Genomic DNA, 26020 nt, shown 5'->3' on the forward strand with positions numbered 1-26020 from the left:
GTCAGCAGAGCGTCGGAACTTTCTTAAAAAATGAAAGTTCATGGCATTCGACCTGCTCCGTGTTTATACATTTCTTCATGTACGATTGTTAGTACAGAGATGGAAACACTGAACAGAGTCAAGCCAAGCTAGCTGTATAAAATTGACCTAGCCTGAGGAGTTGATTTGAGCTTAATCATCCGTGCCCCCTTAACAAGTTTGCTGTCTTAGGTCCTTATCTGTTTAGTCTTTAAAAGCCTGGTCTTATGTACTCAGTATCCTCACCTTCAGAAGCATCTCGACCTTTCCTAACCTGGCAGCGCATCTTAGATTGGTCTCAGGAGCACTACCGCTGTCGTGTCTTCAGCAAAGACGAGAAAATCCCTGCTCGTCCTGGTTTACTGTATCTAGTACAAAAGGGCTCTGTCCGCCTAGTAGGAAGCGCCCAAGTCAGCGCCACAGGCAATTCGCGCCTTCCCCGCATTAGTCCAGAAGAAGCTTTTCTAGGTTTTGTGGGTGCAGGACAACCATTTGAGATAGTAGCTCAGTCTCCATTCACACTGCAAAGCTACGCTCACGTAGACCAAACCTCGGTGGTTTGGATGTATTGGCACGATCTAGATAATTGGCCACATTTTCGCCGAGAAGTGCTAGACGCCTTCCGCTACCAACACCAACGCAAATTGCTGTGGTTGAGTACTTTGGGCCAGCGTCGGACCATTGACCGTTTGTTAGGGTTTCTGACTTTGTTAATTGAAGAGTTTGGTGAACCCTGCGAGAATGGTTATTTCCTTCCTTGGTCTCTTACGCATGCTCAGATTGGGAGTGCGATCGGATCTACTCGCGTCACGGTAACCCGCTTGATGGGTAAGCTGCGACAGAAGGGCTTGATCTACACCCAAGGCGATAATCTGCTGTGCTTGCCTGCCGAGTCGATCGCGCATCGCTAAAACTATTATTTCTGTTGACAATCTGTTCTTAGGCTGCTGAGTATGAGGGCTAACTAGCTCAGTTGGCGCTAGCTTAGTCGCTCATACTAGTTGTAGTTTGATCCCAATGCGGTCACGCTAGGTCATGGGCTTTATGGGTATGTAATTCAAGCCTAGCAAGGGCTGCGAAGACTGTTGTAGTGGCAAGGACAGGATAAAGCGCGACCCGTTCCCACTTTCAGAGTCCAGTGTAATGGAGCCGCCATGGAGTTCTGCCAACTTGCGGGTAATTACCAGCCCTAGTCCGCTGCCTTGGTGTTGCCGAGACAGAGAGTTGTCAATTTGTGAGAATGGTGTAAATAGCAGATCTTGCTCGGCTTTGGCAATGCCAATTCCTGTGTCCCACACCAGAAAATTAACGGTATCTGGGATACTATCGGATTGTCGCTGGTGAGAGCGATAGACTCTCATTCCCACTGACCCCGCTGGAGTGAACTTCACGGCATTGGTCAGTAGGTTAAGCAACATCTGTTTGAGGCGTCTAGGATCGGCCACGATATATTCTAGTTCTGGCTCAACTTCCATTTCTAAGCTCAGATTTTGATTCTCGACATGCTCTTGAATCAAACTAATGACGCTTTCACAAATATCATTGATAAAAATCTGCTGAGGTTCGAGTTCTAGGCGATCGGCCTCTAAGCGTGACAAATCCAAAATGTCATTAATTAAGTCGAGCAGGTGCTGTCCGCTCAGATGAATGCGCTCGATATAGTCTTTTTGCTTGGGATTAAGCTGGCCAAAAAATTCTTGCAATAGAACGTTGGAGAACCCCAAAATCGCGGTCAGAGGGGTCCGCAATTCATGGCTAGTAGTTGCAATGAATTCTTCTTTTAGCCGAGTTGTTTCAGTGAGTTGATGATTTTGAGTTTCTAAGAGTTGCCACTGTCTTCTAAAATCGCTGATGTCTCGACAGACTCCCACGACTCGCTGCACAACTCCGGCTGGATCAGCGATGGGTGTATAGATGGTTTCAAACAGTCTGGTGCCTGATGGTAGAGAAAGCTCGTGATCGACGAAAACGGGTTCTCCAGTTTTGAAGGCTTGCGCAATGAGTTGATCAAGCTCCTGCCCGGAGGAACCTAGCAGCTCTCGGTTGGTTTTACCCAAAACTTCGGGTAGCGGGTATCCCAACAAAGCGAGGCCAGCGGAATTGATGGCTATATACCGCTGCTCTTGGTCGTATTCGACAAAGATATCAATCGATTTCTCTAGAAATAAACGGAAATGCTCAGCGCTAGCGCGTTGCTCATGTTCTTGGCGATACAAATAGGCTTGGCGTAAGGCGATCGCGCATTGGTTGGCTACCTGCTCTATCAGCTTGATTTCGGCTGGCTCAAAGTGGCGGGGTTGAGTGTGGTAGACACATAAGGCTCCAATCAAACCTTGATTATCCAGGATGGGGCTAATCAGTTGGGTAATCACTGTTGAGTCAGAGTTTAACGGCTCTGAGGCAGCGCGATCGCTGCGAACCAATATGGGTAAAGGTAACTCTCGAAGGGATGCCCAGGAAACTTCATGAATACAGGCTTCGCCCGCTAAGAGCTTTTGACGGCATGGTTCTGGCCAACGTTGGATTGCAAAGCGCTGCCCGACTAAGGATTGATCTGAGGGAGGGAAGGAGTGTTCATAGCGAACTTCTAGCGATTGCTGACGGGGGTGAAACAGGCTGGCATAACAGCCATCGATCGCTAAAGTTTCGACTAAGCCTTCTACAGCGGCTTTGAGGACTTGATCTTCTGATAAGTCTTTGCGGAGGGTTTCGGTTAAGCTGCGGATGAGTTGCTCAAATTGCAGCGATCGCTCTAGAGATCGAGTGCGTTGGTTGACGTGATCTTCTAATTCTTGAGCATAGGTTTGCAACTGTTGCAGTAGGCTAGCTTGCTCTAGCGCGATCGTGACTTGGTCGGCGACCGCTTGAACTAATTGCTGCTCATCGGTCGTCCAGTTTCGCGGAGTTCGACAGTGGTGGACGACCAGCAAGCCCCACAAGGTCCGCTTTTGTGGATCTACTGTTTCCTGAATGCGTTGAATAGAAACGGCAATCATGCTGCGAGTCTGCACTTGTTTGAGCATGGCTCGATGGCAGTCTGCCAAGGGTTCTTGCTCTACATTGGCTACGCACCAAAGCTTGCCTAGACGGTATGCCTCTATATAAGGCGGAGGGATACACTCCGCTGGAAAACTTTGCCCCAGCATCGCTGGATAGCACAAGCTAACTGACTCGGCAATACAGGTGCCACTTTGATCTGGCAGCAATTGATAAGCTAAGACGCGATCTGTGTCTAGGGCCTGTTGTAGTCGGACTACGGCAAGCTGGACGATCGCTGAAAAATCAAAAGTAGTGCGAATTTGGGCCGAAATGTCACTTAATAAAGCCTCGCGTTCTCGTCGCTGTTGAATTTCTCCCGCTACACGCTGGCGATCGCTCAAGTCTGTGACAAAAATTATCAGGTAACTGTCTTCATCTGCTGGCTCACCAACTAAAGCCAGTTTCACTTCTGCCCAAATAATTGAGCCATCCCGAGAGAAAAAGCGTTTTTTTACTGTTGTTTCACTTGGCTGGCCTTGAATAATTTGTTGTAGTAAATCAAGTTCTAAGGGTAAATCTTCTGGATGGGTAATGCTACGATAATCCAGCCGTCTTAGTTCAGCTTCGCTATAACCAATCAATCGAGAAAAAGCTGAATTGGCCTTTAAAATACCACCCTCTAAACTTTCATAGAGAATGCTAATTGGCGCATTTTCTAGTAGCTGATTTATACTATCCATCGGCAGCAAAGCTAACCTGTAAAATTATTGTTTCAAGCTCTTGTTATTTTAATTCTCTGCAAAAGCAGTGGATTTAGTAAGGATGGCTTGAGAGTGGTGAAGTCCACTCATTCTAGTGTAGGAATAATTTTTTGTTCAATCAGGACTTTAATTAGTTCTTCAATAAAAAAATATATAGCTATCCTAAAGTAGTGAATGAGGGATGCGCCTAAAGGATATATCTGTCCCAAATCCTATTCATTCCCAAATTCTTGGAGACTGCTATACAAGAATAAAATGATTAATATTGTTAACTTATTTACTAAGTTAATTGGCAGGCGACAAGGTCCAGTTTTAGTATTATCTCGTACTGATTGCCACCGCAGTATATCTTTAGTTAAGCTAGAAAATATCAGTGTAAATCCAGTTGATTTCGCTAAGTTGACAGCGAAATCAAAATTAATTGCTTGCTATAACAGTCACAACCCATTTGGGATTGCTATATTACTTCGCCAGATTAAACTTAGGGTTCTCCTGGGCAGGCGAAGCCAAAATTAGTGGGGTGGAATACTACTGCGGGAAGTGAGTGGGCAACTACTGTGATGGCACAGGGACAAAATCATAACCCGTTCCCGATCGCAAGCCGGGGGCAATTTTGACCAGTTGGACCGAAGCATTGCGATCGCCAGAAGGCAGAAATCGAATGGTGCCTGAAGCGCCTGTGGTAGAGAAGTCGGCACTAGATAACGCCTGTTGGATACCTGCTCGGGTTGGGCTTTGCCTTAAGGCTGCAAAGAGTGCTTGCGTCGCATCATAAGCTAGGGCAGTCCGCCAGTTGACATCACCACCCCACAGTTTTTGAGATTCCTGGGGAAAGGGAGAAGTTGGATCAGTGTTAATATGCCACGGCACAGCCAAGACCATTTCTGCGGCGGCATCGCCCCCGATTTCTAAGGTTTTAGGGGTGTAAACATCATCACCACCTAAAACATCAAGGCGTTTGCGATTGAGCTGAACAACTTGGAGCGCTCTGTCTAGGCTATCGGTCGTAGCGGCTAACATGAGCACTTCAGCATTTTGCTTCACGGCTTGCTCAATACTTTTGGCCGCACTAAAGTTGGCCTCAGCCAGATCAAATTCTGCGGTCACTTGTCCGCCTCGCGTCAGAACCGAGCTGACAAATTCAGATTTGAGAGATTTGCTGTAGTTACTCTGAGAATTGAAGAAAACAGCAGCATTCTTTTGCTGTAACTTGCTCAGCATGTAATCTGCTAATGCTCTGGCTGCCACATAGTCGCTAGGGACAGTGCGAAAAACGTAATTGCTAAAGCCTGATAGCTTGACAGAAGTGCTGACAGGAGAAATGGCTACCAGCTCTTCAGCTTCGTAAACTGAGCCTGCTGCCAAGGAAGCGTCACTAGCAAAGTGACCCACCACCCCTAAGATTTGATTGTTTTCTACTAAGGCTGTAGCAACTCGCTTGGCAAGCTCTGGATTGTTGTCGTCATTGGCGATCGCGACCCTGAGCAATGTGCCGTTAATGCCTCCAGCCCGATTAATTTCAGTTTGCGCTTGAGCCACCCCGCGAAAAATTTCTAAAGCTCCATTTAGGTCAGTGTTCACAGGAGCTACAACCGCGATCGCATAGCTTTTGCGCTGACCAATGCGAGCATTATTCAGAAAAATTAAAGTCTCGGGGTCATTGCGCTGCTCTTTCAAAGCCGCCGTAAAACTACCAATTGCTTGGTCATAGCTTTCCTGAGCAAGGGCTTTCATGCCGTTCTCTTTGCGGAGGCTGGGTGCTCCTGGGCTCAGCGTCTGTTCCCCAAAACTAATGATGGGCTGCTGGGAATCCAGTTTGGCATCAGGAGACTCACCCGCTTTAGGATCGAGCAGCGTGCTGATGCCAGAACCAGGGGTCCGATGCGTCATCCACCAAGCACCAGCCCCTAGAAGACCAAGAGTGATTAACAATGAGGCAGCAAGAACGGCAGTTTCATTTTTGGGTGACATAGCGGCTTAGCGAATTCTGACAAAACCTGCTCTAGCAATTAGATTTTGGCCTTCTTCTGTCAATAAAAAATTGGCATAAGCCTCGCCTGCTTTTTCTTCAGCTTGACCATTTTGTTGAATCACCACGTACAAATTTCGGATCAAAGGATACTGTCCCTGTTGAAATCCATCTGTGTTCAGCCGATTTCTCTGAGCGGGGCATTGCGAGGGGGCAACCAGCGGCTCTTGATAGGGAGCGATGAAGCTGCTGCCCTGACGAGACAAAGGTAAAGGCTTAATTGTGCATTGGGGCACTACTTCGGGAGCGGAAGCAAAGTACACTCCCCCAGGATCTTCCGCCAACTTGCGAATCGCTTGTGTGGTCGTAGAAACAAATTCTACAGTAGGGCCGAACGTTTGCCCTCCCAACACATCTTCGACAAACAGTTCAACTGTACCACCTGAGTTCGTGGGGCGGGTGTATGGTGTGATACTAAGGTTAGGGCCTCCCACCTGATTCCAATTGGTAGTTTGGCCTGTGTAAATGGCTTTGAGTTGCGCCAGTGTTAGCCCTGGCAAGTTGAGTCCTGGATTCACCGCAACGGCAATCCCATCGATCGCAACTGGGATCTGCTTGAGTTCTTTCCCTTGTTGCTCTGCCTTATTTGCCTCCGATTCCAAAATCGGTCGAGAAGACTGAGCAAAGGCCAAGCGATCGTTGATTAACATGCGAATGCCACTACCTGAACTGGCCGAGCCTGAATCAGGTCCCAAGTAGCGCAGTTGAAATTCAGGTCTGGCTGCTTGAACTGCGGAGTCAACGGTTAAACGCAGAGGAGCCCACGAAGTGCTGCCCCCGTACTTAAAGGACCCAGAGGGTATATTTTGAACGTCTGCAAAGCCTTGAAGTTTGCTTCCTGGCTGGCTAGCAACGGCTGGTGGCAAATCACTACGTGAGTCAGATTTCTTTTGTGACGTTGGCTGTAGCAACCCACCTAATGGAGCGCCAGAGCGTCTCATGAGCCACACAGTACCCCCACCGACTAAACCAAGGGTAATTAAAAGCGCCAAGACGAGTGTAGCCGTTTCATTTTTCTGAGCCATGAATCCTGCCTACAGAAAACGAGACAATAGGGTGTAAACCAGACGAAATAGAGCGGCCACTGCGATCGCGATCAGCCCAGCAAAGGTCGCCACAATTAAAATGTTGGGGAAGAATGTCAGCGTCCAGAACCCCCTAAGCAGATACATTAGAGCCAGCGTAATTCCGGTAATAATCACCAGATCCACCTTTTCGATCACGCGCCGAGATTGAGCCCACACCAAAGCACTCAGCACAACTAGGGAGACTCCTGCCCCGATCCAAAGCGGTTGGAACAAGCTCGTAAGCGCGATCGCAATTAGTCCTCCCTCAAACCCTGTAAATGCCGCGCCACCTAGTAGTTCCAGCGTGGAGAAGCGAGGCCGAGTCATCGGGGGTGGGGCAGGAGGACTAACAACAGGTGGTGGCGGGGGAGTTGGGGAAGTGGAAACTGGAACAGGCGGTGGGGGAGTTGCTGCGGTACCTAGGGAAACAGGCGGCGGGGGAGAAGCTGACGGGGTAGCCCCTGGTGCCAGTGCTGCCGTCACCTCGGCTACAGATTGGAAGCGCTGGCTTGGTGTGGCTAAGAGCATCCGATCTAAAACATCAGCCAGGCGATCGCTAAGCGTTACCTGCGATCGCCAATTCCAAGAATTGCTGTAAGAGTCAAAGAGATCACCGGTTTCTTTGCCTGTCAATAAATGAATACAAGTGACCGCAAGGGCGTATAAATCTGTAGCGGGGTAGACTTGGCCGCCGGAGGTTTGTTCGGGTGGGGCATAGCCAGTGGAGTAGATTCCAGTTGAGGATTTTGAGGAAGCGCCTGCCGCCTTCTTAACCGCGCCAAAGTCTAGCAAATAAATACGACCATTGCGGTGCCTCATGATGTTGGAGGGTTTAATGTCGCGATGGATGGAATGATTGTCATGCACAAACCGCAAAATCTTCAGTACTTCCACCAAAACTTCCACCACCTCATCCTGGGAAAGCTGCCCCTTCTGAGCTAGCTCCTCCTCCATATTCTGGCCGTCTATAAACTCCTGCACCAAGTAGAAAAATTCGTCTTGCTTATTAGAAGTGCGGCTCGGCACCGTCAAGGAGAAAAAAGCAAATAGATCAGGAATCTGGGGGTGGTTGTTGCCTAGTTGCTCTAGAACTTCGGCCTCACGCTCAAAAAGATTTTTAGCTACTTCAATCTGATCAGCACTCAAGTCACCTGACGGCTGGAACTGCTTAACCACACATTGGCGCATTGCTGGGGTGTAGCGATCGCGAGCCAGAAATGCAGCCCCGAAGCCACCTTTGCCTAAGAGCTTCAGTGGCAAGTAGCGACCCAGCAAAATTAAAGACATGCCACAAGTGGTGCAATACTTTTGTGGCACTGTTTTCAAAACTTGGGTGTTATCTAAATCAGCAAACGAATTTTGCGGTCTTAGGCAGCCTGGACGGGTGCAGTAAAGATCCATGAGCTTTCAGGTGATGGCAATTGGGCTAATCCATACCACTAGAGCTAGGAACCACGGTTGTCAAAGCAGGTGATCCTAAAAGTTCAGCCTCGTGCTGCTTCATAGCCTGAGTTGGGTTGCTGAATCGAGGCAAAACCTCATTGAGAAACGCTTCAGCGGCTTTCGAGCGGTAACGATTGGGATTGAGAATGACAGAGAGCATCCGTTGAACGACGACCTCATCAATCCTGGCTCGATGCAGGACTCCCATCTGAAGTTCTTTCTCGATGGCAGAAACTGAGACGAAGGCAGCTCCTAAGCCCGACTGCACCGCATTTTTAATCGCTTCTATCGAATTGAGTTCCATCTCAATTTTGAGTCGACGAGTTTCAATGCCACACCGCGTTAAAACTTGATCAATCACCTTGCGAATCGTGGATTGCGAGTCTAAGGCAATAAATTGCAGTTTATAAAGGTCTTCTTTTTGAATTGTGCTCACCCTAGCAAAAGGGTGAAACACAGGTAAGATAAGTGCGAGTTCGTCTTCAGCGTAGGGAATAATTTCTAATGAATCTTGCAGTTCAGGAGGAACCTCACCTCCAATGATCGCTAGGTCAATTTGTCCATTCGCTACACTCCAGGAGGTTCGACGGGTGGAATGAACATGCAACTGCACCGAGACATCAGGGTATTGTTGCCGAAATAATCCAATCATGCGGGGAAGTAGGTAAGTTCCCGTTGTCTGACTCGCGCCAATAATTAGGGTGCCACCTTGAAGATTTTGCAGATCTTCGATCGCGCGACAGGTTTCTTGACACAGCGTTAAGATTTTTTCCCCATAACTGAGGAGTAGGTGACCTGCTTCGGTCAGTTGAGCCCGACGACCACCACGATCGAACAACGGCACATCAAGTTGCCGCTCTAGATTCTGCACCTGCAAGCTGACGGCGGGTTGAGAGACATATAAGCTGTCAGCGGCTCGCTTAAAACTTCCCTCAGCGGCGATCGCTTTGAGAATACGGAGTTGGTCCAAGGTAAAAGGAAGGTCAGACATAACGGCTAAACCTGCGAAAAAGGAGCCTAGTAGCACCAAGTCAATGAACAGAAATTAACAGAATTTACAGAATTTAGGGAAATGTAAAATTTGCGACGGTGGGTGCATGTATTGTATGGATTCTAGGATGATGCTAGTTAGGCAATCGGAAACCAAATTTCTTCCCCACACTACTTTGTGGCACAAATTAAACCGGATCCATTGCAGCGAAATTGAAAATAAATGAAACTTAGCGTTTGAAGCATTTATGAAGCGGGAGGTTGTCCGGGACTTTCTGAATTTACCAGGAATTGCGGGTGTTGCCCTAATGGATGGGCGATCGCGCCCCTACTTCTGTGGCGTCGATCAAACATTAAACTTTCAACAGAAAGAAGCACTCGCTCAAGGAATTCGGCAAGTAGTTGAAACGACCCCAGATGGATTTGAATCTTTCGTCTTTCAATTCACGGGGCACCAAGTTTTCATCTATAAACTTGAGCACGGCATTATTTTGTTGGTGTTAGCACGCTCACAGCTAATTTATGCAGACTATTTAGAAGCGATCGTCAACCTCAAAGCCGCTCTGCAAGAAGACATCACTACCGCGATCGCAACTTTCCGCTTATTAGCCAGCGATGTCACCATGTCAGGCCACAACTACTGGAAACAGAGGATTGATGGCAACCCCACCAGCACTCTAGACTCCAGCCTAACCACAGGTGCTCGCTCTTTTAGTCGCGACTCATCCGCTGCTATCAATCCATCCCTTTCAGGCTTAGAGCCTGCTGTTACACCCTTAAATGGTAAACAAAGTTCATCTACACCCCCGCAGACTCCACCTCCGGTTGGTCTAGAGTCCCATGCCCCTAGTTATGCCCCTGTAGACCTGAAGGAGCTACTGACAACACTCAATCACCTGAGCCAGTTCACCACTCAGTATCTTGGTACGGCAGTGATCACGAACTACTGGAAGTCTAGTCGTCCGGATTTGGATTGGTTGCATAACTTCCAGGTCGATCGCTCAGCTCAGCTCACCTTTTCTAGCCCACTGGCTCAAGGCACCAACCAACCAATTACGACTGAACAACAGCAATGGATTCAGCAGTGGGTGGTTGCGTTCATCAAACGGTGTTCTCAAGTTATTCGTGACTTTCCCACCATTGTTGAGCAAAGAGCCTTAAATGACCGCCAAAAACAAATCTTATTACAGCAATCTCCATAAGTTTTTCTACAGCATTCGGTGTTAAAAATATGGCTAAAATTGTTCGACTAGAACCGATCGCCCAGCAAACTTCGGTTGAAACCAACGGCAGTCTGCTCTCAATTTTGATCAACAAAGACTTAGACGTGCTCAAAGAATGCGGTGGGCGAGGCATGTGTGCCACCTGTCACGTTTATGTGAGCCAGGGAATGGACTCCCTCTCCCCCATGAACCGCCGGGAGCAGCGGACTTTAGAAATCATTACTACATGCAAACCTAACTCCCGCCTCGCTTGCCAATCGCGAGTGTTGGGCAATGGTGTGGTGGTGGAGTTACCACCTGGTATGTATATCAATTCGTTACAGGATATTGAGGCGCTAATCGGGCGACGAGCCGAGCAAGATTTACTCCACCCGATTACAGGCCAAGTCCTAGTTGAAGTCGGAAAATTGATTACTCGTTCTATGCTGAAGCAACTAGAAGACACGAGTTTCAAAGTCGGAGAATATTTCCCTCATACCACTGATGTTTAAGGGCTGTTCTAAGGGGAGTGAATCCGATCTTCAACTTAGTGACTCTATTGATCTAGCTTTTTTGCCTTAGCTTTTCCTCGCTTTAGCGCATGGGTTGAGGTTGGTTGTGTTCCTAATCTTCAAACCTGGGGCATTATTAAGAGAACTTAAGCCTTTGGCCAACGCTCCACACCCATGCTGAGTCAAATTCAATATCTGAGCCAAGCAGTAGATGGTCGATATGCCACGGATGAAGAGCTACAGTTCATCAGTGACTATCTTCAGTCTTTTAATCTTCGCCTGAGTGCTTATGCCAGACTCCAAGTAGCTGAGGCTACCATTGTTCAACAGGTACAAACCAAGCTGCGATCGCTCGACCCCGCATTGCTTCAAAATGGCTCGGAAGATGTAACTGGGAAATGGCGACGAGATACCATCCGAGTATTGCGTTACTCTGCGATCGCGATGTTGCTCAATGATGCCGATTGGCTACGCGATCGCCTACTGTATTGGATGCAAACAGTGATGAAAGCGTTTGGAGCCCAACGGAGTTGCGATGCCACCTATCAGATCATGCAAGAGGTGGTGCAGCAACACTTAACTCCTCCAGAAGCCCGTCTGTTTTGTCCCATCCTAGAGCTAAATCGTGCTTTGCTAGGGGGCTCGCCGGATTCTTAGGTGAGAAGCACAACTCTGACAAACTAGGCTGGTTTCCCAATGATTTAGGGCTGCTATAGATTTATAACTGTTAGATTTATAGTATTTAGGGAATATTGATCAGTGAGGAAGCTGGGATTTTCCCGGACCGTTGCAGACTGTTTCAGATTGGAATGCTCCGTGGGTGATCCTAAGAGACTAAGCATTGTAAAGACCCAACAACCTCTAGTTTCGCCAGCCCTTAAAATAGGAACGCAGTTTTGTTAAACATCAGCCTGCCGCATTGCTCTAGCCATTTTTGCGGATCAGTGAGCTGAGTGAGAGCGCAAATTAAAACCCTTACGTTTGTTTCTATTTCAGTCCATTTGCACTTTGCCAAGAGCATCCTATGGTGATCGCAGCTAACAGCTCCCAAACCCTTAAAAACAAAATTGCTAAGAAGCATAATCACTACGGCTTCAAAGACTTCTTTCAGTTTGATCCTGATCGCGGCACGATCGTAGATTGGAACGGTAGCCAAAATCTTCTGACCAGTGAAGACTTTATTATTGGCTTGGTCGAAGGTTTGGAAGAGGAAGTAGGTGATGCTTCTGCCGCCATCATGTACACCATTGGTTGTGAGTGGGGGCAGAAAGATTCTTTTTTCTTTGAAAAATGGTTTGAAAAAGAGTTTGAACGCAACATGCGCCAAACTAACTTATTGTTCCTTCTAGAAACTTGGTGGTGGCCTTTTACCTCTCAGGGTTGGGGGCGTTGGGAAGTAGACTTGGGCGATCGCAAACAGGGATTTATGTTCATCAACCTGTTTGACTCAGCCGTCGCTCGCTCCCTAGGGGACGTTGGCAAGCCTGTTTGTTATTTGTACGCAGGCTTATTTGCGGGCTTCTTTACAGAAATGGTGAAAAAGCAACTGAGCTGCATTGAAATTCAGTGCTACTCAATGGGCGAGACCTACTGCAAGTTTTTGTTGGGTGGACAAGATCGCATTGATGCAGCTGCCTTCTGGCTCAATGAAGGTGCTACAGCACGAGATATTGAGAAGCGTCTACGTTTGGGAGATAGATTGGGATGACTGCTATCACTGTTGCTCCACCCAATGGCACTAAACCTGAAACCCAATCCAAGAGTTGGTTGCAGTCCTCAGTTCAAGCTTTTTTTACAGGTTTTAATTGGGAAGATCAGTCAGCTGAAGTGCAAGAGCTGAAACTTCAGGGATTACAAGGAACCAACACTCCTTTGAGCTTGACTCTGAGTGTGAACCAATTCTTTGGTGCCATCAACTGGGAAGGTGTGGCGGCAGCGGCTCCTGTAGCAGTTTTAGCTCCCACATCGCAACCCGTATCGGTAGCGAATGACTTGACCCTGGATGATTTCTCTAGCCTTTTCTAGGCTACCGCTTTTAGCTTGTCCCTTTGGCTTGTCATGGTTAGCTTGGCTTGCCACTCTCAGCTCGCTTTTAGGTGAGCGCTTTCTTGCAACCTCTCTAAATCTGGCCTGTAATTATGCACCAACAAATTGAATCGCTTTTCGATGAAGCTGAGAGTCGTTACTTAAAACCTGAAGAACTAGGTGTCTTGAGCCAGTATGTGGACTCTTTGCCTCAACGACTAGAAGCCTATCGGCATCTGCGGGATCAGGAATTGGACGTGATGCAACAGGTTGCTAATCAATTGCAGGCAGCGCTGCCCCAGGAAGAAACAGAGACTCTAGAGCGGAGCATCAAGCATGCTTTGCTGCTGCTGCGTTACTGTGCCATGTCGATGTTGCTTAATGACAATTCTTTCGTGCAGAATCGCCTGCTGAGTTGGCTGACTCGCACGGTCCAAACCTATAATACGCAAACGGTTGACATGACGTTGTATCGGTTCCTAAATCAGCGTTTAAGCCAAGTTCTCACTCCCCAGCAGTTGAACTTGTTGAAACCGCCGCTAGCGTTGGCTCAAAATACGTTACTAAACCAGGTTAAGGCTTAAAGTTTTGGGATAGCCTGAAGCGATCGCAATTCTCTTCAACTTCGACAAACTTCTAGCCATTCGTCACCGAATTTCTTTAGAGCAGTTTTTATGATTTCTGTTGCTGATCTACTGATTGATAATCGTATTCCTGGCAATTATTTTGCGACCGATGCTTATGTTCAGGGCGACCTGGAATTGGGCCTGCTGGAAAACCGTCGGGGCGATCGCTTATTGGCCTTGCCTGAGACTCTGATTCAAGGCATTTATGCGGGCCTAGATAAAGAAACAGGCCAAGCAACTCGTTTAGTTTTAATGAACTGTGGTCGCTGGTGGGGGAAAAACTTTTATGCTCGCTTTTGCGAAGAGCTAAACGACTATTACGGCACTGCCTTAGCCGACATGGCAATGGTTGAGTTTTTGCAATCTCTACAGCAATGCTGGCTGACTCACGGTTGGGGCAAAATTGATTTAGATCAATCCCATCAAAACCGAGGATTTTTGGTGGTAGAGATCGTGAATTCTCCCTTTGCTCAGCATGCTCCTAAACTCAATCGTCCGGTCTGCTTTTTAGAAGCTGGAATTCTCAGCTCGTTCTTCAGCCAGCTAACCAATAAGGACCTTTACTGTGTGCAGACGACCTGTGAATCAATGGGCGCTGATCGCAATCGTTTTATCTTAGGCTTAGCCAAGCGGCTGGAGCCAGCAGAAGCTATGGTAGAGAATCAGCTAGACCATGAAGCGATTATGCAAAAACTTTGCGCTTAAATTGGCTTAACTTGTGTCAAATCGGTTAGCCCGTCCCGATCCACCTGCTTCCCAACCCCTAAAACGCTCCAAGTACCGATTGCTTGGGTTGGTAGGTCAGGGGCAATTTGGTCGTGTCTTTTGCGCCAGTCATCGTAAAACAGGTCGTTTGGTTGCGCTCAAAGAGCTAGATCATCAACGCTTTCCTACGCATAAATTCCTCCGCGAGTTGCGTTTTCTGCTGAGCTTACAGCATGCCAACATTGTGACCTGCCAAGCTTTGGAGCATACTCGTCGCGGTCGCTACCTAGTCATGGATTATTGCGAGGGTGGCACACTACGCAGCTTAATGGAAGGGTCGGCACCCCTAACTTTGGCCCAAGGTCTAAAGCTGATGCTAGATATTCTGGCGGGGCTATCTCATGCCCATCAGCGCAGCATTGTGCATTGTGATATTAAGCCAGAAAACATTTTACTCAATACCCAACCTCGCGGCTGGACGGCAAGGATCTCAGATTTTGGCATTGCTCGCTTAAGTCGAGAACTCGCTCAAGAAGCGGGGAATACGGGTTCGCCTGCCTATATGGCTCCTGAGCGCTTCTATGGGCAGTACTTTCTCTCTTCTGATCTCTACGCATTGGGTATTTTATTTTTCGAGCTGCTGCTCGGTTATCGCCCTTTTTCTGGCTCGCCTGTGGAGTTGATGTCGGCTCATTTGAACTCACCCGTCAATATTCCAGAGGTTGTCCCAGCCGAACTTAGTCAAGTCGTGCTGACTGCGCTACAAAAACTGCCAGCTCGACGCTTCCAGACGGCTGAAGAAATGTTGGCTGCTACTCAGTTGGCTGTGGAAGAACTAGGTGCTAGGTTGCCGCTAGAGTCGATTCACTTGCCGCTCGTGCCCTCTCCTCACTCCTCAACGCCCCAATGCGCCTTTCATAGCGTAGAGCAGGAGCCTTTAATCGCTTCGATGGCTAGCTTGGCAGTGATAGCTTCTTCCGCAGGCCAATGGCTTTATCGCAGCACAAACCTCGCTTGTAATGGAGAGATTATTGCTGATCAGTTGATGGCTTCTCCAACCATCCCTCTAGCCATTCGGAAACAACGGGTGGATGCGATCGCAGTTCCGGAGAGGATTCAGGCTTTGGTGGCTCGTCCGCAGGGCTGTTTTGCGATCGCGTCTCGCTCGATTTATCTGTTGCCCTTAGATCAGGCGATTCCTGTTGCTAGTAATGATGGACGGCTCTTAACTCGACCACTGGTGCAGCTTGATTCAGAATTTGTGGCTACTGTCGCACCCCAAGGCCATTGGTTGGCAACAGCGGCTCATCGACCTGAGGCGACGGCGACAGCAATCACGATTTGGCGTCATCAATTTAGCCAACCAGACCAACAATTTGTCGCTCAAGCGGCGATCGCGCATCAATCCGCTAGTTCCTGCCAAATCCTGGCATTAGATTCGCGACATCTTGCGGTGATCTCTACCCTAGGTAACAACTCCACAGAAAGCTTCTCCACAGGCGTACTCTCTAGCAGTAGCAAGCCATTAAGTGGAAGCGGCCAATCTGGTTTGTCTCCTGGAACCTTAATTGTCGGTTACACCCGACGGGGACAGCGGTTGGGCTCTTGGTTACTGCCTTTGGCGGTTGACTCACTCATTTCGAGTGCGATTCCCTACCGCGTCTTGGGAAAAGAGGCAGGTTGTACAGACTCAATGGTGCTAATCGATCTCAAGCCGCTGCGAGTACGGCGAATTAGAGTCAACCTAGAGCCAGCCATATTTGTTGCTACAGCTTGGGGTTATGTGTTGGCCGATCGCCAGGGACAACTAGTTTTATTAGACGAAGAAGGCCAACAATTAGGTCAAATCGCTGCCCCCACCGTTACTTCTGCGGATTCCCCCACGTTAGCTACAGCGATCGCTACTTTTAGCAATTTTGGAGTTTTGCTGGCGACCTGGCAGCAAGCGACTCAGCAAGGGCACATTCATACGATTGACTTGAGAGAGTTTGACCTAGATTTGATGTTTTAGCAGTTAAGGGGCACGGCTATAGAGGCGCAAGGTTAGAGCGTAAGTTAGTTGGCAAAAAACGATACCCTGTAACCTAGTAACTAAATTTGCTCTCTCCAACTTTAGAATGTCCTACGATTGGTTGACCTCTAGCCACCTGATTATGCTGGGGCTGCTCTTGGGATTTGCGATCGCCCATAGTGGTTTAGCAGCCCTGCGATCCCGTGGCGAGAAATTGATTGGCCCTCGCCTCTATCGAGTTTTATTTGCGTTGGTGAGTTTGCCCTTCGCCTCAGTGCTGATTATTTACTTCTTTAATCATCGCTACGACGGTTTACAGCTATGGCAAGTGCAAGGCGTGCCTGGAGTCAAGGAAACGGTTTGGATTCTCTCGGCTATTTCCTTTTTGTTTCTTTATCCAGCGACGTTTAACTTGTTGGAAGTCGCGGCCATCCAAAAACCTCAAGTCCATTTGTTTGAGACGGGGATCATGCGGGTAACCCGCCATCCGCAAATGGTAGGGCAGCTAATTTGGTGTGTTGCTCATACGCTTTGGCTTGGGACTACCTTTACTCTCCTAACCTCGGTTGGGCTAATGGCGCATCATCTCTTTGCCGTGTGGCATGGCGATCGCCGTCTCCAAGCGCGCTATGGTGAATCTTTTGAAACCCTAAAATCCCGCACTTCCGTAATTCCTTTTTTAGCGGTCTGGCAAGGTCATCAAACCCTTAGTTGGCGGGAGTTTATGCGTCCTGCTTATGTAGGAGTAGCAGGATTTGTCCTAATTTTTTGGTGGGCACATCCACTTTTAATGCGTGCCACGGGGAGCGTAGGCTGGTAGCATGATCCCAAACGAGATCAAATAACAAACCTTGAGGGATCATGCAATTGTCTGTGAATGAGCGGACGTTTAAACAAGAGGTTTTAGAATCTCCAACTCCCGTTTTAGTAAATTTTGGGGCTCCTTGGTGTGGTCTTTGCCGCATGATTAATCCTCTGCTCAGCCACTTCCAGGCGGAGTGGGGTGAGCAAGTGAAGTTGGTGGGGATCAACGCAGACGAAAGCCTCAAGCTATCTAGCACCTATCGACTCACTACCTTGCCGACCCTACTTTGGTTTGAAGGGGGCAAGGTGCTGCATCGGATTGACAGCTTTCATGGTCGTGACGACCTACGGCTGGCTCTAGAGAAAATTGCGCTGAGCCGAACCCTCTCTGCCAGTAAATTGCCGACTTCTTCATAACAACAAACCTTTGATACAGACTTAAACAGACTTAATTGGTAATATCAACAATTGCAAAAGCGCGTATAACAATCCAACGAGTCACATTAACTCAATTATTTTTTTCAAGTTAATTCTTTGCGTCAATCCCCATTCAGGATGCTTGAATGGGGAAATTTATGCTGAGATGAAAACTGGGAATACTGACGGCACCTTGACTGTTTTGCATTTAAGGCCGTAGATGTAGTCCAAAACATCTACTGTTAATTCTTGGCTAAGCCCTGCTTCAAGCTAAAGACGTTGATTTCTACTTGACAGTCTCCGTCCCAAGTGTATGCCAGAATGTTAAGGGCTTTGCCAACATAGAGTAGGTAGAAAAACTAAAGTAGGCGCGAGTGATGGAACCGATATATCAGTATGCCTGGCTGATTCCAGTGCTACCGCTGCTAGGCGCGATGATAGTGGGCCTAGGGCTAATCTCTTACGGAGAAACCACAGCCCGTCTGCGACGTGTCAGCGCAGTCTTCATCGTGTCGCTGATTGGAGCGGCAATGGTGCACTCCTTTGCGTTGCTTTGGAGTCAGTGGCAAGGACACGAAACTTATACCCAAATGATTGATTGGGCGGCGGCTGGAAACTTCCAGTTGGCGATGGGCTATACCATTGACCACTTAACAGCATTAATGCTGGTGATTGTGACAACGGTTGCCTTTTTGGTCATGGTCTACACCGATGGCTATATGGCTCATGACCCAGGATATGTGCGCTTCTACGCCTACCTGAGTTTGTTCAGCTCCTCTATGTTGGGTCTGGTCATTAGTCCAAATTTGGTGCAGGTCTACATTTTTTGGGAGCTGGTAGGGATGTGCTCCTACCTGCTGATCGGCTTTTGGTACGATCGCAAAGCTGCTGCCGATGCTTGCCAAAAAGCTTTTGTCACCAACCGAGTCGGTGACTTTGGTTTGTTGTTAGGAATTTTGGGCTTATTCTGGGCCACCAATAGCTTCGAGTTTGATGTGATTGGCGATCGCCTGCATGAACTCACGGCTTCTGGATCTTTGAGTGCAGGGCTAGCTGCTTTATTTGCGGTTTTAGTCTTTTTAGGACCAGTCGCGAAATCGGCTCAGTTTCCGCTGCATGTTTGGCTACCCGACGCGATGGAAGGCCCGACTCCCATTTCTGCCCTGATTCACGCGGCAACGATGGTGGCAGCGGGTGTATTCCTGATTGCTCGGATGTTTCCAGTGTTTGAGGGCATCCCCCTCGTGATGGACGTGATTGCCTGGACAGGAGCCTTCACAGCGTTCCTGGGAGCCACGATCGCAATTACCCAAAACGATATTAAAAAAGGTCTAGCTTACTCCACCATGTCCCAGTTGGGTTACATGGTGATGGCGATGGGAGCAGGGGCTTACACAGCAGGGCTGTTCCACCTAATGACTCATGCCTACTTTAAGGCGATGTTGTTCTTGGGTTCTGGCTCTGTGATTCATGGCATGGAAGCCGTGGTAGGCCATGATCCAGCTTACGCTCAGGATATGCGGTTGATGGGTGGTCTGCGGAAGTATATGCCGATCACAGGTTTAACTTTCCTCATTGGCACTCTGGCTATCTCTGGAATTCCCCCTTTTGCGGGTTTCTGGTCTAAAGATGAGATTTTGGGAGCTGCCTTTGCGGCTAACCCTGCTTTGTGGGCCGTCGGCTGGTTAACTGCTGGGATCACTGCCTTCTACATGTTCCGCATGTACTTCTCAACCTTTGAAGGCCCATTCCGGGGTGCAGACTCTGACATTCGCCAGAAAATTCGGATTGAAACACTGCAAGCTCGTGGTTTAGCGTTTGGTCCTGGTGCGATGAATCCTCAAGAGCTAACTCTAGGAGAAGCTGAGGATCATGAAGTGCATAGTGGGGACGAGCACGAGCATAGTGGCTCTCCCCATGAATCGCCGATCACCATGACGCTGCCGCTGTTGGTGTTGGCAGTGCCTTCGATGCTGATTGGTTTGATAGGGACTCCATTCAACAACTACTTTGAAGCGTTCATTCACCCACCCACGGAAGCGGCGCATGAGGTGATGGAGGCGGCAGAAGCTTTTAATTTGAATGAGTTTCTGGTGTTGGCAGGCGGCTCCGTTGGTGTTTCTCTGATTGGGATCACGCTGGCTTCGCTGATGTATCTGCGGCACCAAATTGATCCAGGGGCGATCGCGGCTAAGATTCCTTCCTTCTACAAACTTTCCAAAAACAAGTGGTACTTTGACGAAATCTACGACGCGGTCTTCATCCAAGGAAGTCGTCGTCTGGCTCGTCAAGTGCTAGAGGTAGACGTGCGGATTGTAGACGGGGTTGTGAACCTAGCTGGATTCGTTACCTTAATTACAGGCGAAGGTCTGAAATATCTAGAGAATGGTCGAGCGCAGTTCTACGCCTTGATTGTGTTTGGGGCGGTGCTGGGCTTGGTAATTCTCTCTGGCATTACCTAAAACGACAGGGGCGGGATGGTCCCGCCCTTTGCGGTTTAAAACTGAGTTTTGATTGATTGTGATTTGAAGCTGTTATGGATTTGACACATTTTCCTTGGCTCAGTACGAGCATTTTGTTTCCGATCGCGGCAGCTTTGCTCTTGCCCATCATTCCAGATAAGGATGGTCGCACCGTCCGCTGGTATGCCCTAATTGTGGGGTTGCTCGATTTTGCCCTACTGGTTTACGCTTTTTATACGCAATACGACTTCTCCAACCCGGGCTTGCAACTGGTGGAGAGCTATTCCTGGGTGCCGCAACTAGACCTGAAATGGTCGGTGGGCGCTGATGGCCTCTCCATGCCACTGATTTTGCTCACAGGCTTTATTACGACGTTGGCAACTTTGGCAGCTTGGCCTGTCACCTTGAAGCCAAAACTGTTTTACTTCCTGTTGCTAGCGATGTACGGTGGTCAGATTGCGGTGTTTGCTGTACAGGATATGCTGCTGTTCTTCCTGGTCTGGGAGCTGGAGCTGATCCCGGTTTACCTGCTGCTGGCGATTTGGGGTGGCAAAAAGCGCCTCTATGCCGCGACCAAGTTTATCCTTTATACGGCTGGGGGATCGCTGTTCATTTTGGTGGCAGCGTTGGCGATGGCCTTCTACGGCGATACGGTCACGTTTGACATGCGGGCGCTGATGGATAAACATCTGCCTGTCAACTTGCAATTCTGGCTGTATGCCGCATTCTTGATTGCTTACGCGGTGAAGCTGCCGATCTTCCCCTTGCATACTTGGCTACCCGATGCCCACGGGGAGGCGACGGCTCCAGTCCACATGTTGCTGGCGGGAATTCTGCTGAAGATGGGCGGTTATGCCCTGATTCGGATGAATGCTGAAATGTTGCCTGATGCCCACGCCTACTTCGCCCCGATCTTGGTGGTGTTAGGGGTGGTGAACATCATCTACGCAGCGCTGACCTCGTTTGCCCAGCGCAACTTGAAGCGAAAAATTGCCTATTCCTCGATTTCGCACATGGGCTTTGTGCTGATTGGGATCGGCTCTTTCACCGATTTGGGCTTGAGTGGCGCGGTGCTGCAAATGGTCTCCCACGGTCTGATTGGAGCCAGTCTCTTCTTCTTAGTGGGGGCTACTTACGATCGCACCCATACGCTGATTTTGGATGAGATGGGTGGTGTGGGTAAACAAATGCCCAAAATTTTCTCAATGTTTACCACTTGCTCATTAGCTTCCTTGGCTTTGCCTGGGATGAGTGGATTTGTGGCTGAGTTAATGGTGTTTGTCGGCTTCTCTACCAGTGATGCTTACAGCTCCACCTTTAAGGTGATCATTGTCTTCTTAGCCGCGATCGGGGTAATTCTGACTCCGATTTACCTACTCTCGATGCTGCGAGAAATCTTCTTTGGGCCAGAAAACAAGGAACTCACGTCTCACGAAACGTTGATTGATGCTGAGCCGCGTGAAGTGTTCATCGTGGCTTGCTTGCTGATCCCTATTATCGGGATTGGTTTCTACCCCAAGCTGTTGACACAGGTTTACGACGCTAAAACCCAACAACTCACGGCTCGCTTGCGTGATTCTGTGTTTACGGTGGCTCAAAGGCCACAATCAACCACAGCTTCGGCGCTACCTTCGTTCTTACCACTGGGGATCAAAGCGCAATCGCTCCAAGCTCCGACGCTGGGCGATCGCTAACCCTTAGCTCATTTTCTAATTCATTCGCTAAAACTTTTGCTAAGCCTCAGCTCCCCGCTGGGGTTTTTTGTTGGGCGATCGCTTTGGGAGTAGTTGGGCTCCAACAATAGAATTGAACCTGGAATGACTCCACGAAATTTCCGTAAATGTGTGGTTGCTTTTGTATCTGATGATGCAAGCTTTACGATGTCAGGGCCTTGATGAATTTGATGACCAGTGGGATTTTCGATGAAAACTTTTACCTTTCGCAAAATCCAGATGTAGCGGCAGCAGTCGCACAGGGTGTGCTTCCTAATGGACTAGAACATTTTTTACAATTTGGAGCCTCTGAGGGCAGAGATGCAAGTGCCTCATTTAAAGGGCTCTTTAACGAAGTGGTCTATCTTGCCCAGAATCCAGATGTAGCGGCAGCAGTCGCACAGGGCGTATTTCGGAACGGGTTAGAGCATTTTCTACAATTTGGGATTGATGAAGGGCGGAATCCTAGCGGGTTGTTCAATAACAACTTCTACCTTTCGCAAAATCCAGATGTAGCAGTAGCAGTCGCACAGGGCGTATTTCGGAACGGGTTAGAGCATTTTCTACAATTTGGGATTGATGAAGGGCGGAATCCTAGTGGGTTGTTCAACAACAACTTCTACCTTTCGCAAAATCCAGATGTAGCGGCAGCAGTTGCACAGGGTGTATTTCCTAACGCTTTCGAACACTTCTCTAACTTTGGGCAAGCTGAAGGGCGTGACGGCTCACCCACTGGCTTTAATATTCGCTTTGATTATCGCTTCGATACAAATGGCTTTTTTGCTGACCCTGCCCGAAGAGCGGCTTTAGAAACAGCAGCTAACGTCTGGGAATCTCTCATTCAGGATGAATTTTCTAATGTGCCTGCTGGCATTGACTTGCAGGTGCAAAACCCTCAAACAGGAGAAAGTGAAACTGTTTTTATAGATTCCGAAATTGACGATTTACTAATTTTTGTGGGTGCTAAACCTTTGGGCAGTAATGGTCCTAAGCGCATCCTTGCAGAAGCTGATGTGGGAGACAATTTAACTTTTAGCAATGTCTTCCATGTTCGAACCAATGCTCCTAATGCTTCTAATTTTGAACCTTGGGTAGGCCATATTTCATTTGATCCTTTTATTTCTTGGTTTTACGACTCGACACCTAATTCATCTACAGATATCCCAGATTTTTCTGTAGATTTTATTAGCCTTGCTATGCATGAGATTCAACATGTTTTGGGAATTGGTACAAGCTCTATCTTTGAGGAAATAGGAGCCGGAGGATTTTTTGATGGCCCTAATTCCTTAATGGTTAACAATGGTGCTCCAATCCCTCTTGATAGTGTTTTGGCGCACCCAGACCAGAGTTTCGTTGTTGATGGTCGCTCTCCTGTCATCTCTCCCACTTACACGTCGGGGCGGGAGGTTCCAACTAGAGCTGATTTGGCAATATTGGCAGATATTGGTTATCAAATCTCTAGCTTTCAAACCCAAGGTTCTACGCCTCTTTTTGCTACCGATGATAGTGACCCCGTTATAGAGGGCACAATCGTTGATGATGTCATTAACGCTTTGGGAGGCAATGACTATATCACCGCGAATGCGGGCAATGACACCCTACTGGGAGGAGCTGGCGCGGATACTATTTTGGGTGGACCTGGTGATGACTGGCTTGATGGTGGAACCGGAAATGATAACCTTGATGGTGAACTTGGAAGAGACCGATTTGTATTCAACACTGCCAGTGGTAGGGATACAGTTCAGGACTTCACCGTTGCGGACGACACAATTCAAATAGCGGCTGGTTTGGGTTTTAGCAATGGAACTGATGTTTTTAATGCTATCCAGAAACGTAACGACTACATTTTAGGGCCAATTTCTGAGATTGCTCTTGGAGGGGATCACAGAATAATCATTGCTCATGATGCCCCTCTGACACCTTTAGACTTTGTAGTTGCCTAAAACCTTCCATGTCAACTCTTCCATAAGAGAGCAGGTTAAGTCGCGTGGAATTGTGGACTAATAGGGTTCTGAGTAATTGTAGCTGCCTTGGTCCAAAATCCTAGATAGTTAGGCGATCGCTCAGAACCTCAACCGAGTATGGTCTTCAAATCAAACTTAGATTTTACGAACCTAATCATTTTCAAAAGTCATGATGGGCCGAGATCATCAGGCAAGTCTTGAACCGTCCAGTTTAAGACTCGACAAAGAGCTTTAACTTGAGACAGGGTGAGTTTGGCTTCCTTGTAGCGTCCGGTTTCCCAATTACTAACTGTCTGCACCGAGACATCGATCGCAACTGCAACATCTCTCTGCGTCAGGTCCAGTTCTTCTCGACGCTGCTTCAAAGGAGACTCTTGTTCAGTTGCTCGTTCTTCCGTCATGCTCACAGATTTATAAGTTGCTTATATAAGCAACTTGACACAAGAAATATAAGCGGCTTATAGTTTGACTGCACAGTAAACAAGCAGGCGACTCGAACATCCCCTTTTAAGAGGTTTGGCTACCAGTTCCTTGCTTCTTTCCAAGTGTCTCATCAATACCGCTACTTGTAGGCATTTCTCACCAGCGATCGCCAAAAATTTTGCTAATTGGCGACAGTTTAGGCTGCGTTGAGCTAAATGCCTGCTCATATCCCTATTCAAGCGCGATCGCGAAAAAGCCGATCGCAAGGAGTTTTTATGGCTTATAAAGACCAGTTGCATCCGTGGTGCATCATTCGGTGTTTGCCTCAGGCGCGATCGATCACCGTGGCTCGATTTCGGTGGCGGAGTGAAGCAGAAGCTCATCTGCAAATCTTGCGGCGAATTTTGCCCACAGCCACTTGCACCATTATGTTTGATGCTGTTACTTCCAACTTAAGTATTTTGGAGCCTGAATCTAGCCCTTGTGTAAGCAAAAATGGAGAACCGGAGTGAACCGCAAAGGTTTACAGAGAAGGGGTTCTGGGAGGCGATCGCTTAGCTTCGTAATCTAAATCACCGACACCCACTCAAATTGTCACATTCCCCCAGATTGCACATCACCTGTGGCAACCGAGGGATCACCGATATTAAATATGTCGATGTTCCCCACACGCAGATGTCAGTTGAACTTGTTGCCCCCCAAGCCACCCTCGAACAAATCATCGCTAAAATCATCGCTTCCCGCCAAATCAGCCGCCTCGACCAGCGCCTGCTCATGAAGGCCTCTTGCCAAGCTGCTCTAACCACTCAAGAAGAAAACCTCCTCAAGCAAGTTTATGAACTGCTGCACCGAGGCTTGCTAAAGGTTGTCAACTGAACTAGTAAGGCATGGTTTGAGCCTTGGCAATTTGGGAAAATAACTTAACACAGGTCAGAATTGAATTCCGTCAGATATGATCCGTATGGATCAATTCATCTACGTCTAGGCCGAATCTTATGTCTTTTGATGCTTCTAAAAGACAAGCAAGTGGAAGTTCAAAAATCCTCAACCGCAGGATATTACCCCCCGTCAAGTTGATAGTGAGCGAAGCTGCTAAAATCGAAGCTTTGTCACGGGATTTACTTCACACAAAGCTTGGTATCAAAGAGAACTTTGATGTCCAGATTGATGAATATCCGAAGATCCATAACCTCAATAGCTTTGGCAAGCAAATCGTCATTCAAATGATGAGGAGCAATCCTAGCTTTAAGGGATTCAAGATTGATCTAAAAGACCATATTCTGAGTCCGCATATTCTATTTTTAGCTGGGACGCTATGTGGCAATTTTGACCACATGAACACCAGCCCTTTGTATGGCTTTAAAGTTCTAGATATTGGCTGCGGTGCCCTCTCCTCTTATGCACCTTCTCCAGATGATGAAGACTTACTAGTGCACTTCTACAACGATCACCCACCGATCGCCGCCGAAATCCTGCAAATTCTAGGGGCACAAGTCACTGGAATTGAACCCAGACCACACAACAAACAGGAGTACTCACACCCTCTTTCCTACAAGCACAAAGTCATGGAGTTCTCGGAGATTGGCGACTGGCTGCCCTCTGCCGAAGAGAAGTTTGATGTCATTGCTTGCCTGCATCTGTTTAGTCGTTCCGATTTTCTCTATACCTACAGCTCACCCGAGCAGATCACCGACTTCTTCCGTAACTTCAGAAAAGCAATTTCGCCCCAAGGATTGCTATATACCAGCGTGCCTCTCCTGCCTGCCTCGCCAGAAAATCAAGAAACCAATCAGCAGATTTTCCGGGAAGCTGGCTTCAAAGTGATTTATGAGGGGTATTACTGGATTTTGGAACCTGTTTAGACCTACGT

At 48.1% G+C, this 26020-nt stretch carries 23 protein-coding genes; 17 read left to right on the forward strand and 6 right to left on the reverse strand.

Translation table 11 applies throughout. The features are described from left to right. Positions 1 to 245 precede the first annotated feature (245 nt). Positions 246 to 929, forward strand: coding sequence for a Crp/Fnr family transcriptional regulator (locus tag NDA01_RS11355; protein ID WP_190439334.1), 684 nt, complete (start codon positions 246 to 248; stop codon positions 927 to 929). Positions 930 to 1046: 117 nt separating this feature from the next. Here NDA01_RS11355 and NDA01_RS11360 read toward each other — a convergent pair whose 3' ends face one another. The 5 genes from NDA01_RS11360 to NDA01_RS11380 all read right to left on the reverse strand — a co-directional run bounded on the left by NDA01_RS11360 (position 1047) and on the right by NDA01_RS11380 (position 9288). Continuing rightward, a complete protein-coding gene (locus NDA01_RS11360; RefSeq protein ID WP_348228023.1) occupies positions 1047 to 3737 on the reverse strand; it encodes a PAS domain S-box protein in 2691 nt (896 codons plus the stop codon). A gap of 573 nt (positions 3738 to 4310) precedes the next feature. Beyond that, a complete protein-coding gene (locus NDA01_RS11365) occupies positions 4311 to 5729 on the reverse strand; it encodes an ABC transporter substrate-binding protein (RefSeq protein ID WP_348228024.1) in 1419 nt (472 codons plus the stop codon). Positions 5730 to 5735: 6 nt separating this feature from the next. Continuing rightward, positions 5736 to 6812 carry a PstS family phosphate ABC transporter substrate-binding protein gene (locus tag NDA01_RS11370; RefSeq protein ID WP_348228025.1) on the reverse strand — a complete coding sequence of 359 codons (1077 nt, stop codon included), beginning with the start codon at positions 6810 to 6812 and terminating at the stop codon, positions 5736 to 5738. A 9-nt stretch (positions 6813 to 6821) separates the two neighbouring features. Next, on the reverse strand, positions 6822 to 8255 hold the full coding sequence (locus NDA01_RS11375; RefSeq protein ID WP_348228026.1) for a protein kinase domain-containing protein: 1434 nt from the start codon (positions 8253 to 8255) through the stop codon (positions 6822 to 6824). A 25-nt stretch (positions 8256 to 8280) separates the two neighbouring features. Further along, the gene (locus NDA01_RS11380) at positions 8281 to 9288 is read right to left on the reverse strand and encodes a LysR family transcriptional regulator (RefSeq protein WP_190552188.1); all 1008 of its coding nucleotides are present in this window, start codon (positions 9286 to 9288) and stop codon (positions 8281 to 8283) included. A 247-nt stretch (positions 9289 to 9535) separates the two neighbouring features. On the opposite strand from NDA01_RS11380, the gene NDA01_RS11385 reads away from it, so the two are divergent. The 13 genes from NDA01_RS11385 to NDA01_RS11445 all read left to right on the forward strand — a co-directional run bounded on the left by NDA01_RS11385 (position 9536) and on the right by NDA01_RS11445 (position 23706). Then, complete coding sequence (locus NDA01_RS11385) at positions 9536 to 10489, forward strand: hypothetical protein (RefSeq protein ID WP_348228027.1); 954 nt, start codon at positions 9536 to 9538, stop codon at positions 10487 to 10489. Between the two features lie 29 nt (positions 10490 to 10518). Further along, entirely contained in the window at positions 10519 to 11001 is a 483-nt protein-coding gene (locus NDA01_RS11390; protein WP_190439315.1) for a 2Fe-2S iron-sulfur cluster-binding protein, read from the forward strand. A gap of 174 nt (positions 11002 to 11175) precedes the next feature. Then, entirely contained in the window at positions 11176 to 11658 is a 483-nt protein-coding gene (locus tag NDA01_RS11395; protein WP_348228028.1) for a globin family protein, read from the forward strand. A gap of 367 nt (positions 11659 to 12025) precedes the next feature. Then, a complete protein-coding gene (locus NDA01_RS11400) occupies positions 12026 to 12709 on the forward strand; it encodes a V4R domain-containing protein (RefSeq protein WP_190552182.1) in 684 nt (227 codons plus the stop codon). Next, positions 12706 to 13026: a hypothetical protein gene (locus NDA01_RS11405; protein ID WP_348228029.1), complete on the forward strand. Its 321-nt coding sequence runs from the start codon at positions 12706 to 12708 to the stop codon at positions 13024 to 13026. Before NDA01_RS11400 ends, NDA01_RS11405 begins: the two co-directional genes overlap by 4 nt. Before the next feature lie 113 nt (positions 13027 to 13139). After that, positions 13140 to 13610, forward strand: coding sequence for a globin family protein (locus tag NDA01_RS11410; protein ID WP_190560957.1), 471 nt, complete (start codon positions 13140 to 13142; stop codon positions 13608 to 13610). Between the two features lie 90 nt (positions 13611 to 13700). Next, positions 13701 to 14357 carry a V4R domain-containing protein gene (locus NDA01_RS11415; RefSeq protein ID WP_190439303.1) on the forward strand — a complete coding sequence of 219 codons (657 nt, stop codon included), beginning with the start codon at positions 13701 to 13703 and terminating at the stop codon, positions 14355 to 14357. A gap of 13 nt (positions 14358 to 14370) precedes the next feature. Further along, a complete protein-coding gene (locus NDA01_RS11420; RefSeq protein ID WP_348228030.1) occupies positions 14371 to 16368 on the forward strand; it encodes a serine/threonine-protein kinase in 1998 nt (665 codons plus the stop codon). A 106-nt stretch (positions 16369 to 16474) separates the two neighbouring features. Then, positions 16475 to 17188, forward strand: coding sequence for an NnrU family protein (locus NDA01_RS11425; protein WP_348228031.1), 714 nt, complete (start codon positions 16475 to 16477; stop codon positions 17186 to 17188). A gap of 41 nt (positions 17189 to 17229) precedes the next feature. Then, a complete protein-coding gene (locus NDA01_RS11430; RefSeq protein ID WP_190552172.1) occupies positions 17230 to 17589 on the forward strand; it encodes a thioredoxin family protein in 360 nt (119 codons plus the stop codon). Between the two features lie 377 nt (positions 17590 to 17966). After that, positions 17967 to 20051 carry an NAD(P)H-quinone oxidoreductase subunit 5 gene (locus NDA01_RS11435; RefSeq protein WP_348228032.1) on the forward strand — a complete coding sequence of 695 codons (2085 nt, stop codon included), beginning with the start codon at positions 17967 to 17969 and terminating at the stop codon, positions 20049 to 20051. An 80-nt stretch (positions 20052 to 20131) separates the two neighbouring features. Beyond that, positions 20132 to 21745: an NAD(P)H-quinone oxidoreductase subunit 4 gene (locus tag NDA01_RS11440; RefSeq protein ID WP_431193383.1), complete on the forward strand. Its 1614-nt coding sequence runs from the start codon at positions 20132 to 20134 to the stop codon at positions 21743 to 21745. Between the two features lie 200 nt (positions 21746 to 21945). Continuing rightward, positions 21946 to 23706, forward strand: coding sequence for a hypothetical protein (locus NDA01_RS11445; protein WP_348228034.1), 1761 nt, complete (start codon positions 21946 to 21948; stop codon positions 23704 to 23706). A 188-nt stretch (positions 23707 to 23894) separates the two neighbouring features. Here NDA01_RS11445 and NDA01_RS11450 read toward each other — a convergent pair whose 3' ends face one another. Further along, positions 23895 to 24128 carry a helix-turn-helix transcriptional regulator gene (locus NDA01_RS11450; RefSeq protein WP_348228035.1) on the reverse strand — a complete coding sequence of 78 codons (234 nt, stop codon included), beginning with the start codon at positions 24126 to 24128 and terminating at the stop codon, positions 23895 to 23897. Positions 24129 to 24365: 237 nt separating this feature from the next. On the opposite strand from NDA01_RS11450, the gene NDA01_RS11455 reads away from it, so the two are divergent. From NDA01_RS11455 to NDA01_RS11465, 3 genes are all read left to right on the forward strand, one after another. Next, positions 24366 to 24662 carry a hypothetical protein gene (locus NDA01_RS11455; RefSeq protein ID WP_348228036.1) on the forward strand — a complete coding sequence of 99 codons (297 nt, stop codon included), beginning with the start codon at positions 24366 to 24368 and terminating at the stop codon, positions 24660 to 24662. 79 nt (positions 24663 to 24741) lie between these two features. Continuing rightward, a complete protein-coding gene (locus NDA01_RS11460) occupies positions 24742 to 25026 on the forward strand; it encodes a hypothetical protein (protein ID WP_190439278.1) in 285 nt (94 codons plus the stop codon). Between the two features lie 203 nt (positions 25027 to 25229). Further along, complete coding sequence (locus NDA01_RS11465; RefSeq protein ID WP_190552162.1) at positions 25230 to 26012, forward strand: class I SAM-dependent methyltransferase; 783 nt, start codon at positions 25230 to 25232, stop codon at positions 26010 to 26012. Positions 26013 to 26020 lie beyond the last annotated feature (8 nt).

Source organism: Trichocoleus desertorum AS-A10 (genome assembly GCF_039962155.1).
In the GTDB taxonomy this organism is placed as follows: Bacteria; Cyanobacteriota; Cyanobacteriia; order FACHB-46; family FACHB-46; genus Trichocoleus.